This window comes from Streptomyces sp. P3 (genome assembly GCF_003032475.1).
GTDB lineage: Bacteria > Actinomycetota > Actinomycetes > Streptomycetales > Streptomycetaceae > Streptomyces.
This window is the reverse complement of sequence record NZ_CP028369.1, coordinates 3,297,511-3,310,545: the sequence shown is the minus strand read 5'-3', so window position 1 is coordinate 3,310,545 and position 13,035 is coordinate 3,297,511. Positions and strand designations below refer to the sequence as shown.

Here is a 13,035-nt window from a genome sequence, read left to right as displayed (position 1 = left end):
CGCAACAGGACCGGTCGGGATCAGCGGCGGCGGGGTGTGCGGCGTCCGGGCCGGTTCAGTTCTGTGTGATCGTCACACAGGTGCCGACGACGTAGCCGGTGACGCCGCTCCGGGTGACCTTCACCCACCGCTTGCTGACGATGCCGCACTTCTCGTACGAGGTGTTGACGTAGTACATCGTGCAGTCCGCAGGCGCGCTCTGGCCCTTGTTGAGCTGGGCGAGGGCCGTGCCTCCGGTGGACTTCGTGGCCCGGATGACGACCGTCTCGTCGGCCTTGGCCGTGCAGCCCGCCGCGGACGCGGGGGCCGCGACGACGACGGTGGTCCCGAGTCCCAGGGCGAGGGCCCCGATCGTCGCTCCGAGTATCCGGCCTGCGCGCATGTGCACTGCTCCCCTGTCGACTGGCGCGGGCATGTCACCCGCGACGGACAGGGGCAGCCTAGGACAGGCCCCGGACTCGTCAGGCGTCCCCCAGGGAGCCACACATCACGATCCGGTTGCGGGATGGTGCGGAGGGGTTGATTCCGGCTCGTGTAATCGATTCCATTCCTCCGTACACGTCGATGTAATCGATTCCACGCATTGGTTCCACGACATGGTTGCGCGACCTGGTTCCACGGCCTGGTTGCGCGCACTGGTCGCGCGCAGCGATTCCCCGGCGTGTCCCACATATCCGACCCGAGTCCACGAGGAGGTGGCAGGCGATGGCGAGCATCAAGGACGTCGCTGCCGAGGCGGGGGTCTCCGTCGCCACGGTGTCCCGCGTCCTGAACGACCATCCGTCGGTCAGCGCGGACGCCCGCACGCGCGTGCTGGCCGCCGTGCAGACGCTGGGCTACCGCCCGAACGCCGTGGCCCGGTCGCTGCGCACCGACCAGACCCACACCCTCGGCCTGGTCATCAGCGACGTGATGAACCCCTACTTCACCGAACTGGCCCGATCCGTCGAGGAGGCGGCCCGCGCGCTCGGCTACAGCGTCATCATCGGCAACGCCGACGAGCGGCCCGACCTCCAGGACCACCATGTGCGCAACCTGCTGGACCGCCGCATCGACGGGCTCCTCGTCTCCCCCACCGACGGCGCCTCGCCGCTGATGCTGGAGGCCACGCGCGGGGGCACCCCGATGGTGTTCGTCGACCGGTGGATCCCGGGCGTCGACGTGCCCGTGGTGCGGGCGGACGGACGGGCCGCGGTGCGCGACCTCGTGGCGCATCTGCACGGGCTCGGACACCGGCGGCTCGCCATCATCGCGGGCCCGGCGGCCACCACCACCGGCAGCGAGCGCGTCGACGCGTTCCGGGAAGCCCTGGCCGAGTACGGCCTCCCCCTCCCGGACGCCTACATCGGTCAGGGCGACTTCCAGGCGGAGAGCGGGCGGCGGGTCACCGAGGGGTTCCTCGACCTGCCAGAGCCACCCGAGGTCGTGTTCGCCGCCGACAACCTGATGGCGCTGGGCGCGCTGGACGCCGTACGCGCGCGGGGGCTGCGCGTGCCGGGCGATCTGGCGCTCGCCGCGTTCGACGACATCCCGTGGTTCGTGCACACCGACCCGCCGGTCACCGCGATCGCCCAGCCGACCGGCGAACTCGGCCGGGCCGCGGTGCGGGCGCTGGTCGACCGCATCGAGGGGCGGCCCCCGCAGTCCGTCACGCTGCCCGCCCGGCTCGTCGTGCGCCGCTCGTGCGGCGAGCCCGCCTCTCAGGAGCCGCCCGCTCCGGAGGAGTTCCCCGCCTCTCAGGAGCCGTCCCCCGTAACGAACAGGAGCCAGACGTGAGCGACCCGGACGAGTTGCTGCGCATCGAGGGCATACGCAAGACCTTCCCCGGCGTGGTCGCGCTCGACAGCGTCGACTTCGACCTGCGGCGGGGCGAGGTGCATGTGCTGCTCGGCGAGAACGGCGCGGGAAAGAGCACCCTCATCAAGATGCTCTCCGGCGCCTACCGGCCCGACGCCGGGCGGATCCTGGCCGGCGGCGAGGAGGTGCGCATCCACGGCGCGCAGGACGCCGCACGCCTCGGTATCGCCACCATCTACCAGGAGTTCAACCTCGTCCCCGACCTGACGGTCGCCGAGAACATCTTCCTGGGACGGCAGCCCCGCCGGTTCGGGATGATCGACCGGGGGCGGATGGAGGCCGAGGCGGCCGTCCTGCTGGAGCGGGTGGGCGTGCACGTCTCGCCCCGCGCGCGTGTGCGGGAACTCGGCATCGCCCGGCTGCAGATGGTCGAGATCGCCAAGGCGCTCAGTCTGGACGCCCGCGTGCTGATCATGGACGAACCGACCGCCGTGCTGACCTCCGAGGAGGTCGACAAGCTCTTCGCCATCGTGCGCAGGCTGCGCGAGGACGGCGTGGGCATCGTGTTCATCACGCACCACCTGGAGGAGATCGCCGCTCTCGGCGACCGGGTCACCGTCCTGCGCGACGGTCGCTCGGTGGGACAGGCGCCCGCCACCACGCCGGAGGACGAACTCGTCCGGCTCATGGTGGGCCGCTCCATCGCGCAGCAGTACCCGAGGGAGCGCGCCGGGACCGGAGCGGCGCTGCTGTCCGTCGAAGGGCTGACCCGGGACGGCGTCTTCCACGACGTCAGCTTCGAGGTGCACGCCGGCGAGGTCGTCGGCATCGCCGGGCTGGTCGGCGCCGGACGCACCGAGGTCGTCCGGGCCGTCTTCGGAGCGGACCCCTACGACCGGGGAACCGTGCAGGTCGGGGGCGCGCCGCTGCCGCGCCACGACGTGAACGCCGCGATGGCGGCCGGCGTCGGGCTGGTGCCCGAGGACCGCAAGGGCCAGGGGCTGGTGCTCGACCAGTCGGTCGAGGAGAACCTCGGGCTCGTCACCATGCGGGCCGCGACCCGCGGCGGGCTGGTCGACCTGAAGGGCCTGCGCGAGGCGGCTGCGCGGATCGCCGCGCAGCTCGGGGTGCGGATGGCAGGGCTCCACCAGCAGGTGCGCACGCTGTCCGGCGGCAACCAGCAGAAGGTCGTCATCGGCAAGTGGCTGCTGGCCGACACCAGGGTGCTGATCCTCGACGAGCCGACGCGCGGGATCGACGTCGGCGCCAAGGTCGAGATCTACCAGCTGATCAACGAACTGACGGCCGCCGGCGCCGCCGTCCTGATGGTCTCCAGCGATCTGCCCGAGGTGCTCGGCATGAGCGACCGGGTGCTGGTGATGTCCCAGGGCCGGATCGCGGGCCGGCTCTCCGCCGAGGAGGCCACGCAGGACGCCGTGATGGCCCTCGCGGTGAGCGCTCCCGCGGTGACCGGCGGCTCCCCGGCCACCGGAACGTCCCCGGCGGCCGGCGCGTCCGCCGCCTCCGACCCGCCCCCCACCGAACCCCTCCCCACCAAGTCCCTCCCCACCGACTCTTCCCCTACCACCGAACCGGAGGCCGGCCGTGGCCGCTGACACGCATCTGAGCACATCGGGCACCGGTGGCGGCGCCGCGGCGGTCCGCCGACTGCTCCTCGACAACGGCGCGCTCACCGCGCTGATCGTCCTCGTCGTCGCCATGTCGGCGCTGTCGGGCGACTTCCTGACCACGGACAACCTGCTCAACGTGGGCGTCCAGGCGGCCGTGACCGCCATCCTCGCCTTCGGCGTGACCTTCGTGATCGTCGCGGCGGGCATCGACCTGTCGGTCGGCTCGGTGGCCGCGCTGTCGGCGACCGTGCTCGCCTGGAGCGCGACCCAGCACGGTGTGCCGGTGGTCCTGGCGGTGGCGCTGGCCGTCGTCACCGGCATCGCGGCCGGTCTGGTGAACGGATTCCTCATCGCGTACGGCAAGCTGCCGCCGTTCATCGCGACGCTCGCGATGCTGTCCGTGGCGCGCGGTCTGTCGCTGGTGATCTCCGAGGGCTCCCCGATCGGCTTCCCCGACTCGGTCTCGCACCTCGGGGACACACTCGGCGGCTGGCTGCCGACGCCGGTGCTCGTCATGATCGTGATGGGTCTGCTCGCCGCGTTCGTGCTCGGCCGCACGTACATCGGGCGTTCGATGTACGCGATCGGCGGCAACGAGGAGGCGGCCCGGCTGTCGGGTCTGCGGGTGAAGAAGCAGAAGCTCGCGATCTACGCGCTGTCCGGGGTGTTCGCGGCCGTGGCGGGCGTCGTGCTCGCCGCCCGGCTGTCCTCGGCGCAGCCGCAGGCCGCCGACGGTTACGAGCTGGACGCGATCGCCGCGGTCGTCATCGGCGGCGCCTCCCTCGCTGGCGGCACGGGCAAGGCCTCCGGCACCCTGATCGGCGCGCTGATCCTCGCGGTGCTGCGCAACGGCCTGAACCTGCTGTCGGTCTCCGCCTTCTGGCAGCAGGTCGTCATCGGCGTGGTCATCGCGCTGGCGGTGCTGCTCGACACCGTGCGCCGCAAGGCGGGGGCGACCCCGGTGGCGGCCGGGACCGGTGCGGGCGGGAGCAAGGGCCGGCAGGCGGCGACGTACGGACTCGCGGCGGTCGTCACCGTGGCGATCGTGGGCGCGACCTCGTTCCTGCACGGCGGCGGTTCGTCGACCGCGAACCCGCGGATCGGTCTGGCGCTGTCCACGCTGAACAACCCGTTCTTCGTGCAGATCCAGTCCGGCGCGAAGGCCGAGGCGAAGAAGCTGGGCGTGGACCTGACGGTCACCGACGCTCAGAACGACGCCTCGCAGCAGGCCAACCAGCTGCAGAACTTCACCAGTTCGGGCCTCGACTCGATCATCGTCAACCCGGTGGACTCGGATGCGGCGGGCAACTCGGTGAAGGCCGCCGACAAGGCGGGGATCCCGGTCATCGCGGTCGACCGGGGCGTCAACAAGGCCACGGTGGACGCGCTGGTCGCCTCCGACAACGTGGCGGGCGGCGAGCTGGCCGCGAAGACGGTCGCCGAGAAGCTGGGCGGCACGGGCAAGATCGTGATTCTGCAGGGCCAGGCCGGCACGTCGGCGGCCCGGGAGCGGGCGGAGGGCTTCGCGAAGGGGCTGAAGGCCTACCCGGGCATCCAGGTGCTCGCCCAGCAGCCTGCCGACTTCGACCGCACCAAGGGACTCGACGTGATGTCGAACCTGCTCCAGGCGCACCCGGACGTGCAGGGCGTCATCGCCGCCAACGACGAGATGGCGCTGGGCGCGATCAAGGCGCTCGGCGCGAAGGCCGGCACGTCGGTCCAGGTCGTCGGTTTCGACGGAACTCCGGACGGCCTGAAGGCCGTTGAACAGGGCACGCTGTACGCGTCCGTGGCGCAGCAGCCGTCGCAGCTCGGGAAGATCGCCGTGGACAACGCGGTGAAGGCGCTGCGGGGCAAGAAGGTCGAGGAGACGGTGAAGGTGCCGGTGAAGGTGGTCACGAAGGAGAACGTGGCCGGGTTCAGCGGCTGACACCGAACACGAAGGCGGGCGGTCACCCTTGCGGGTCCGCCCGCCTCACGTCACGTTTCAGGGGAGTTCTTCCATGTACGACTACGACCTTCTGGTCGTGGGGTCGGCCAACGCCGACCTGGTGATCGACGTCGAACGGCGTCCGGGCGCCGGAGAGACGGTGCTCGGCGGCGACCTGGCGGTCCACCCCGGCGGCAAGGGCGCCAACCAGGCCGTCGCGGCGGCTCGTCTCGGGGCCCGCACGGCCCTGCTGGCCCGGGTCGGCGACGACGCGCACGGCCGGCTGCTGCTCGACTCGCAGCGGGCGGCCGGGGTCGACACGGCGGGCGTCCTGGTGGGCGGTGCGCCGACCGGTGTCGCGCTGATCACCGTGGACCCGTCGGGCGACAACAGCATCGTGGTGTCGCCCGGCGCGAACGGGCGGCTGACGCCGGCGGACGTGCGGGACGCCGGCCGTCTCCTGCGGTCCGCGCGGGTGGTGTCGGCGCAGCTGGAGATCCCGCTGGAGACGGTCGTGGCGGTGGCGGCGGGCCTGGCGCCGGGCAGCCTCTTCGTGCTGAACCCCTCCCCGCCGCGTCCGCTGCCCGCCGTGCTGCTCGCCGCCTGCGACACGCTGATCGTCAACGAGCACGAGGCGAAGGTGATCCTCGGCGGGACCGCCGACGGCGGGTCGCCCGAGGACTGGGCGCGGCTGCTGCTCGCGAGGGGGCCGAAGTCCGTGGTCGTGACGCTGGGTTCGCAAGGCGCGCTGGTGGCGTCCGCGGAGGGCGTCGCCCGGATCGCGTCCGTGAAGGTGGACGCCGTGGACACGACGGGTGCGGGCGACTCCTTCACGGCGGCGCTGGCGTGGAAGCTGGGCACGGGCGCGTCCCTGGCCGAGGCCGCGGAGTACGCGGCGCGGGTCGGGGCGGTCGCCGTGACCCGACGGGGCGCGCAGGAGTCGTTCCCGACGGCGGACGAGGTCGAGGCGCTCGCCGGCGAAGAGGGTGGGGTCCGGTGAAGAAGGCCGGGATCCTCAACCGTCATCTCGCCGGAGCGCTGGCCGAGTTGGGGCACGGGGACGGGGTGCTGGTGTGCGACGCCGGCATGCCGATACCGGACGGGCCGCGCGTCGTCGACCTCGCCTTCCGGGCGGGGGTGCCGTCGTTCGCGGAGGTGGTCGACGGGCTGCTGGCCGAACTGGTCGTGGAGGGGGCGACGGCGGCGTCGGAGGTCAGGGAGGCGAACCCGGCGGCGGCCGGACTGCTGGCGGGCCGCTTCCGAGCGCTGTCGTACGTCTCGCACGAGGAGCTGAAGGAGCTGTCGGCCGGGGCCAGGCTGGTGGTCCGCACGGGCGAGGCCCGGCCGTACGCGAACGTGCTGCTCAGATGCGGGGTGTTCTTCTGACGACGCCTGCGGCTCCGCCGCACGGGGCACGCCCGGGCCGGGGCGAGGAAAGCTTCGAGGGGGCCCGGTCCATGGACCGGGCCCCCTCGGCTTTCCCCTCCCGTATCAGAACCCCCGCGATCCCCCCGGATCCCCCTCCAGAAGCCCTGACGCCGTGTACGACACGCGTCCGGCGGCAAGGGTTGCACGGCTTCCGCAAATTTTCTGACAACCGTTCACGAGGCAGGCGCCTCGGGGGCGGGCGGCAGGGGGTCGGCGACGAACCATCCGCGCTGGGGAACGGCGTACACCCAGCTTTCGTCCGCCAGCAGGCCGAGTCCTCGCCGCACGGTCGTCCGTGCGATGCCGTACCTCTGCACAAGCTGAGCTTCGCTCGGCAGCATCCGCCCGGGCTGCCAGTCGCCGCGTCGAATCTGCGCCCGCAGGATCTCGGCGAGCTGCCGGAGGAGGCGTTCGTGCTCGCGCGTCCCGGCGGTGTGCTGGAGGACCTGGCAGACGTGCACGCGATGAAGGCCTCCGCCGTCCTGGTGACGGTCGTCGGGGCTGTTCTGGAGGCGGGCAGGTCGTCCGACGCCGAACTCGCCGCGTTCGTAACGTCGTTGCACGCGGCGCTCGAGGAATGCGTCGGGATCATGGCGGCGGACAGGGAGCGCCAGGAACGGCGTCCGGCCGCACCTACGGCGGGCGTGTCAGTAGCTGACGCCCCTGAAGTGCAGGAACGCGGACCGCAGTTCGGCGTCGAGGAGGAGGCCGAGGGTCTCCTCCTCCCCCGCGAACAGGGCATCGGCCGCCGGATGGCCGGACTGATGGAACATGGCGACCAGTACGTCGATGAGGGGACGGTTCCAGGTGACCCGGACGATCTCCGTCGCCTTGTCACGCTGCCCCTTGTCCATGGCTATGCGCCACAGCTCGATGGAGTGCCTGGCCGTCGCGTAGGCGTCCCTGCGTCCCTCCACCAGGACCGCTCTCGCGTTCAGGCCGAACACCTCGATACAGGCCTCCCCTCGGTCGGTCAGGCCCCGGTACGTGCCGAGTGGGAGCACCAGCCGCAGATGGTCCAACGGGTCCTCGGCTGACGGGTCGACGAGCAGCGGGCTGCCGTCGGCCGCGGTGGGGAAGAGGTTCCGCTTCTGGTTGCTGTTGCAGAACGAGCAGGCCAGCAGATGGTTCAGCCAGTCGAAGGTACGCAGCGGAGCGAGGCTCTTCGGCTCGAAGTGGTCGATGTCGGTGCCCTGGCTGTCACCGCAGTACATGCAGCGTTCGCGGCCGGGGGCCATCTCCGCGAGCCCCGCGACGAGTGCGGGACGGACCTGTCGGCGATTAGCCCAGAGTTCCTTCGCCCGGTCCTTGCGTTCCTTCTCCGTGGCCCGCTGCCGGATCTCGGAGGTGTAGCGGTTCAGTCGTTCCGTCGTGTCCGCCGGAAGGACGGCACGGCGCAGGCGGATCACTCCTGTGCGTCCTTCGTGTCCTCGGCGTCCTCGGCGATCTCCTCCGCCAGCCGACGGAGGTGGGCCGACACCTCGTTCACGCGAGCCGCCGGCGAACTCGCGAGCCGCGCCTTCAGTTCCTTGTAGCGGGCGAGCGACTCGCGGGACCCGGCCCCGTCGTAGATCTGCGCCTCCAGGTCCACGAACTCGGCCCTGGCCCGTTCGGCGCGCTCCGAGTAAGGGGTGTCCAGTCCGAACAGGTCCGAGAGGACCGCGTCGTCGCCGCTGCCGTACACCACCCGGTCGTACAGGTCCTGGTCGATGACCTCGGGGGGGAGGGCCTCGTCCACGCCGGGCAGCCTGATCAGACCGCCGGGATCCGCGGCCTGGCAGATGTAGGGGCTGTGCGTGGTGACGATGAACTGGATGCGAGGGAAGTGGGAGGTCAGCCACGGGCCGATACGGCGCTGCCAGGAGACGTGCAGATGGGCGTCGATCTCGTCGATGATGACGACGCCGGGCGTCATCAGACGCATCGGACCGTCTCCGACCTCCGCGAGCTCCAACTCCCACAGGTCGGCGCCGAACGCGTCGTGCAACTGCTTGAGGATGTCGACGACCAGAGCGGCCACGGTACGGAATCCGTCGCTCATCTCCCGCATCGGGAAACGGCTGCCGTGCCGCTCCACCCACAGGCCGTCGGAGTCGACGTCGACGATCCGGTATCCGTCCGGCAGCAGTCCGTCTCCGAGGAGTGCCAGTGCGAACCGCTTCAGCCTGGCGGCGCCCGGGCGGCGTTCCAGTGCTCGCAGATGCTGCTCGATCAACCAGGCGACGCCTTCGGCGAGCGAGGCGTCCTCGTGGAAGAGGCTCGCATGCCTGGCCACCGGCCCGGATGTCAGCATCAGCCGCTGCACCTCGCCGGAACCACCCGCCATCCGCCGGAACGGCCCGTAGGCCGCGCTGAACCAGCCCGCGGGGTTGTCCGCCCACGGACCACGACGGGCGATGCTGGTCTGAGCCTTGGTGTACCTGATCTCCTGCAGACCGGGAAGGACACCTCTGCGGACGGGAACCTTGCCGGCCGACCCGTCTCGGGGCGTGGTCCAGCGGAGTCCGGCCGGGACCGCACCGGCAGGGGGGCGGCCCTGCGAGAAACGGTCGTGGCTCGCGTCCCGGACGATCTCGACCTTGACCTGCCCCGCGGTGCTGTGCTCGGTCACCCAGTTCTCGAAGCCCGGCACCAGGCCTCGGGCCACCGCGGGACCGCTGAGCGCCAGTGCCATGGCCCGCAACAACGTCGTCTTGCCCGAGCCGTTGCGACCGGCGAGGACCGTCCAACCGGCGTGGCTGCCGTCAGGGCGGGTCAGAGTGAGGTCCACCTCGCGGGGACCGTGGAAGGACTTGATGTCCTGCACGATGATCCGGCTGACGTACATGGGCGTCGGCATCCGTTCGTTCGGGTGTCGTGCCCGATCCTACGGCCGAGGCCGGCCCGCCCGTGGCGGAGGCGGGCGGGCCGCGGGTCCGTCAGTTCGCCGTGTGCGTCACGAAGCGTTGCGCGGTCTCGGCGAGCACCTCGCGGCCGTCGCGCGCCCAGAGGCCGTCGTTGAACAGTTCGACCTCGATCGCGCCCGTGTACCCGGCCGCCTCCACGTAGCCCTGCCACTCGCGCATGTCGATCGCGCCGTCGCCGATCTGGCCGCGGCCGGTCAGGACGCCCTCGGGCAGCGGCGTCGTCCAGTCGGCGAGCTGGAAGGTGTGGATGCGGCCGCCCGCGCCCGCCCGGGCGATCTGGGCGGGAGCCTGGTCGTCCCACCAGATGTGGTACGTGTCGACCGTGACGCCGACCTGGTGGGCCGGGAAGCGTTCGGCCAGGTCGAGCGCCTGGGCGAGCGTCGAGACCACGCAGCGGTCGGCGGCGTACATGGGGTGCAGGGGCTCGATGGCCAGCTTCACCCCGTGCTTTTCGGCGTACGGGCCGAGTTCGGCGAGGGCGTCCGCGATGCGCTCGCGGGCTGCGTGCAGGTCCTTGGAGCCGGCGGGCAGGCCGCCGGAGACCAGGACGAGCACCTCGGTGCCGAGGGCCGCCGCCTCGTCGACCGCCCGGCGGTTGTCGGCGAGCGCCGCGGCCCGCTCGTCCGGGTCGGTCGCCGTGAGGAAGCCGCCGCGGCACAGGGTCGTCACCGTCAGGCCCGCGTCACGGACCAGCTTCGCGGTCGCCTCCACGCCGTACGTCTGCACCGGCTCGCGCCACAGGCCGACGTTCGTCACGCCCAGGTCACCGCAGGCGGCGACCAGTTCGGGCAGCGACAGCTGCTTCACCGTCATCTGGTTGATCGAGAAGCGGGACAGGTCCCCGGAAGCGCTCACTGGTTCACCCCGTACAGCGACAGCAGGTTCTTCATCCGTTCCTCCGCCAGCTTCGGGTCGGGGAACAGGCCGAGGCCGTCGGCCAGTTCGTAGGCACGGGCGAAGTGCGGGAGGGAGCGGGCCGACTGCAGTCCGCCGACCATCGTGAAGTGCGACTGGTGTCCCGCCAGCCAGGCCAGGAACACCACGCCCGTCTTGTAGAAGCGGGTGGGGGTCTGGAAGAGGTGGCGGGAGAGCTCGACCGTCGGGTCCAGCAGCTCCCGGAAGCCGGTCACGTTCCCCGTGTCGAGGACGCGGACGGCCTCCGCAGCCAGCGGGCCCAGCGGGTCGAAGATGCCGAGGAGGGCGTGGCTGAAGCCCTGCTCGTCGCCCGCGATCAGCTCCGGGTAGTTGAAGTCGTCGCCGGTGTAGCAGCGCACGCCCCGCGGCAGCCTGCGCCGGATGTCGATCTCACGCCCGGCGTCCAGCAGCGAGACCTTGATGCCCTCGACCTTGTCGGGGTGGGCGGCGATGACCTCGAGGAAGGTGTCCGTGGCCGCGTCCAGGTCGGAGGAGCCCCAGTAGCCGTCCAGCGCCGGGTCGAACATCGGGCCCAGCCAGTGCAGGATCACCGGCTCGGCGGACTGGCGCAGGAGGTGGCCGTAGACGTGCAGGTAGTCCTCGGGGCCGGTCGCCGCCGCGGCCAGGGCACGCGAGGCCATCAGGATGGAGCGCGCGCCGGAGGCCTCGACGAGGGCGAGCTGCTCCTCGTAGGCCGCGCGGACCTCGGCGAGCGTCGCGCCGGCGGTGAGCTGGTCGGTGCCGACGCCGCAGGCGACGCGCCCGCCGACGGCCTTGGCCTCGGCGGCGGAGCGGCGGATCAGTTCGGCCGCGCCCGCCCAGTCCAGGCCCATGCCGCGCTGGGCGGTGTCCATCGCCTCGGCGACGCCGAGCCCGTGGGACCACAGGTGGCGGCGGAAGGCGAGGGTGGCGTCCCAGTCGACGGCGGCGGGCGAGTCGGGCGACACGTCCGCGAACGGGTCGGCGACGACGTGCGCCGCCGAGTAGACCGTGCGGGAGGTGAAGGGCGCGCCGGTGGTGAGGGCGAGCGGCTCGGTGCGGGGTTCGTAGGGCCGCAGGGCGCCGGTCACGTCGGGCAGCAGGAGGGTCACAGCGTGACCTCCGGGACCTCGAGACGGCGGCCCTCGGCGGAGGACTTCAGACCCAGCTCGGCGAGCTGGACGCCGCGGGCGCCGGCCAGCAGGTCCCAGTGGTAGGGGGCGTCGGCGTAGACGTGCTTGAGGAACAGCTCCCACTGGGCCTTGAAGCCGTTGTCGAACTCGCCGTTGTCGGGCACCTCCTGCCACTGGTCGCGGAAGACCTCCGTGGCGGGGATGTCGGGGTTCCAGACCGGCTTGGGGGTCGCGGAGCGGTGCTGGACGCGGCAGTTGCGCAGTCCGGCGACGGCCGAGCCCTCGGTGCCGTCGACCTGGAACTCGACGAGCTCGTCGCGGTTGACGCGGACGGTCCAGGACGAGTTGATCTGCGCGATGGCGCCGCCTTCGAGCTCGAAGACACCGTAGGCGGCGTCGTCGGCGGTGGCGTCGTAGGGCTTGTCCTGCTCGTCCCAGCGCTGCGGGATGTGGGTGGCGGTGAGCGCCTGGACGGACTTCACCCGGCCGAACAGCTCGTGCAGGACGTACTCCCAGTGCGGGAACATGTCGACGACGATGCCGCCGCCGTCCTCCGCCCGGTAGTTCCACGACGGGCGCTGCGCGGCCTGCCAGTCGCCCTCGAAGACCCAGTAGCCGAACTCGCCGCGCACGGAGAGGATCCGGCCGAAGAAGCCGCCGTCGATGAGGCGCTTGAGCTTGAGCAGGCCCGGCAGGAACAGCTTGTCCTGGACGACGCCGTGCTTGACGCCCGCGGCGGTGGCCAGCCGGGCCAGCTCCAGGGCGCCGTCGAGGCCGGTGGCGGTGGGCTTCTCGGTGTAGATGTGCTTGCCGGCGGCGACCGCCTTGCGGATCGCCTCCTCGCGGGCCGAGGTGACCTGGGCGTCGAAGTAGATCTCCACGGTCGGGTCCGCGAGGACCGCGTCGAGGTCGGTGGAGACGTTCCGCGGGTCCAGTCCGTGCTGTTCGGCAAGCGCCTTCAGGGCGTGTTCACGACGGCCGACGAGGACCGGTTCCGGCCACAGCACGGTGCCGTCGCCGAGGTCGAGGCCGCCCTGTTCGCGGAGGGCCAGGATGGAGCGGACGAGGTGCTGGCGGTAACCCATGCGCCCGGTCACGCCGTTCATGGCGATACGCACCGTCTTGCGTGTCACGTCGATCCCTTCGTAGGCGTCGTGCGCAGCGTGCCTGCGCGTTCCGTACGCGGTTGTGCGCGCCGCGTACGCCTCATTCCTGATCAGCGTTACAGCAAGCGCTTTCTATACAGGGAGAAGCTAGCCTCTGACCGGTGGTCCGGACAAGACCGTGTCCATCCCGAGTTGTTCGAGGGGGCGAAC

At 71.6% G+C, this 13,035-nt stretch carries 12 protein-coding genes; 5 read left to right on the top strand and 7 right to left on the bottom strand.

Annotation, left to right across the window (positions count from 1 at the left end; all coding sequences use genetic code 11):
* Nucleotides 1-55: 55 nt before the first annotated feature.
* A complete protein-coding gene (locus C6376_RS14850; RefSeq protein ID WP_107443855.1) occupies nt 56-382 on the bottom strand; it encodes a hypothetical protein in 327 nt (108 codons plus the stop codon).
* Nucleotides 383-705: 323 nt separating this feature from the next.
* Between C6376_RS14850 and C6376_RS14845 the strand changes: the two genes are divergently transcribed.
* The 5 genes from C6376_RS14845 (at nt 706) to rbsD (ending at nt 6,744) form a co-directional block, all read left to right on the top strand.
* Nucleotides 706-1,776 (top strand): LacI family DNA-binding transcriptional regulator, encoded by a 1,071-nt coding sequence (locus C6376_RS14845; protein ID WP_107443854.1) that lies wholly within the window; start codon nt 706-708, stop codon nt 1,774-1,776.
* Nucleotides 1,773-3,413, top strand: a complete 1,641-nt coding sequence (locus C6376_RS14840; RefSeq protein WP_254075941.1) for a sugar ABC transporter ATP-binding protein — start codon at nt 1,773-1,775, stop codon at nt 3,411-3,413. Before C6376_RS14845 ends, C6376_RS14840 begins: the two co-directional genes overlap by 4 nt.
* The gene (locus C6376_RS14835; RefSeq protein WP_173985644.1) at nt 3,403-5,358 is read left to right on the top strand and encodes a substrate-binding domain-containing protein; all 1,956 of its coding nucleotides are present in this window, start codon (nt 3,403-3,405) and stop codon (nt 5,356-5,358) included. Before C6376_RS14840 ends, C6376_RS14835 begins: the two co-directional genes overlap by 11 nt.
* A gap of 73 nt (nt 5,359-5,431) precedes the next feature.
* Complete coding sequence (locus C6376_RS14830; protein WP_107443853.1) at nt 5,432-6,358, top strand: ribokinase; 927 nt, start codon at nt 5,432-5,434, stop codon at nt 6,356-6,358.
* Nucleotides 6,355-6,744: a D-ribose pyranase gene (rbsD, locus tag C6376_RS14825; protein WP_107443852.1), complete on the top strand. Its 390-nt coding sequence runs from the start codon at nt 6,355-6,357 to the stop codon at nt 6,742-6,744. Before C6376_RS14830 ends, rbsD begins: the two co-directional genes overlap by 4 nt.
* Nucleotides 6,745-6,959: 215 nt before the next feature.
* Here rbsD and C6376_RS14820 read toward each other — a convergent pair whose 3' ends face one another.
* The 6 genes from C6376_RS14820 to C6376_RS14790 all read right to left on the bottom strand — a co-directional run bounded on the left by C6376_RS14820 (nt 6,960) and on the right by C6376_RS14790 (nt 12,852).
* The gene (locus C6376_RS14820; protein WP_107448968.1) at nt 6,960-7,247 is read right to left on the bottom strand and encodes a GntR family transcriptional regulator; all 288 of its coding nucleotides are present in this window, start codon (nt 7,245-7,247) and stop codon (nt 6,960-6,962) included.
* A 186-nt stretch (nt 7,248-7,433) separates the two neighbouring features.
* A complete protein-coding gene (locus C6376_RS14810; RefSeq protein ID WP_254075940.1) occupies nt 7,434-8,195 on the bottom strand; it encodes an HNH endonuclease in 762 nt (253 codons plus the stop codon).
* The gene (locus C6376_RS14805) at nt 8,192-9,613 is read right to left on the bottom strand and encodes an AAA family ATPase (protein WP_107443851.1); all 1,422 of its coding nucleotides are present in this window, start codon (nt 9,611-9,613) and stop codon (nt 8,192-8,194) included. The genes C6376_RS14810 and C6376_RS14805 overlap by 4 nt, the downstream gene beginning before the upstream one ends.
* Before the next feature lie 91 nt (nt 9,614-9,704).
* Nucleotides 9,705-10,505, bottom strand: a complete 801-nt coding sequence (locus C6376_RS14800) for a sugar phosphate isomerase/epimerase (RefSeq protein WP_173985891.1) — start codon at nt 10,503-10,505, stop codon at nt 9,705-9,707.
* Nucleotides 10,506-10,543: 38 nt separating this feature from the next.
* Nucleotides 10,544-11,698, bottom strand: coding sequence for a dihydrodipicolinate synthase family protein (locus tag C6376_RS14795; protein ID WP_107443849.1), 1,155 nt, complete (start codon nt 11,696-11,698; stop codon nt 10,544-10,546).
* Entirely contained in the window at nt 11,695-12,852 is a 1,158-nt protein-coding gene (locus C6376_RS14790) for a Gfo/Idh/MocA family protein (RefSeq protein ID WP_107443848.1), read from the bottom strand. The genes C6376_RS14795 and C6376_RS14790 overlap by 4 nt, the downstream gene beginning before the upstream one ends.
* Between the last annotated feature and the right edge of the window lie 183 nt (nt 12,853-13,035).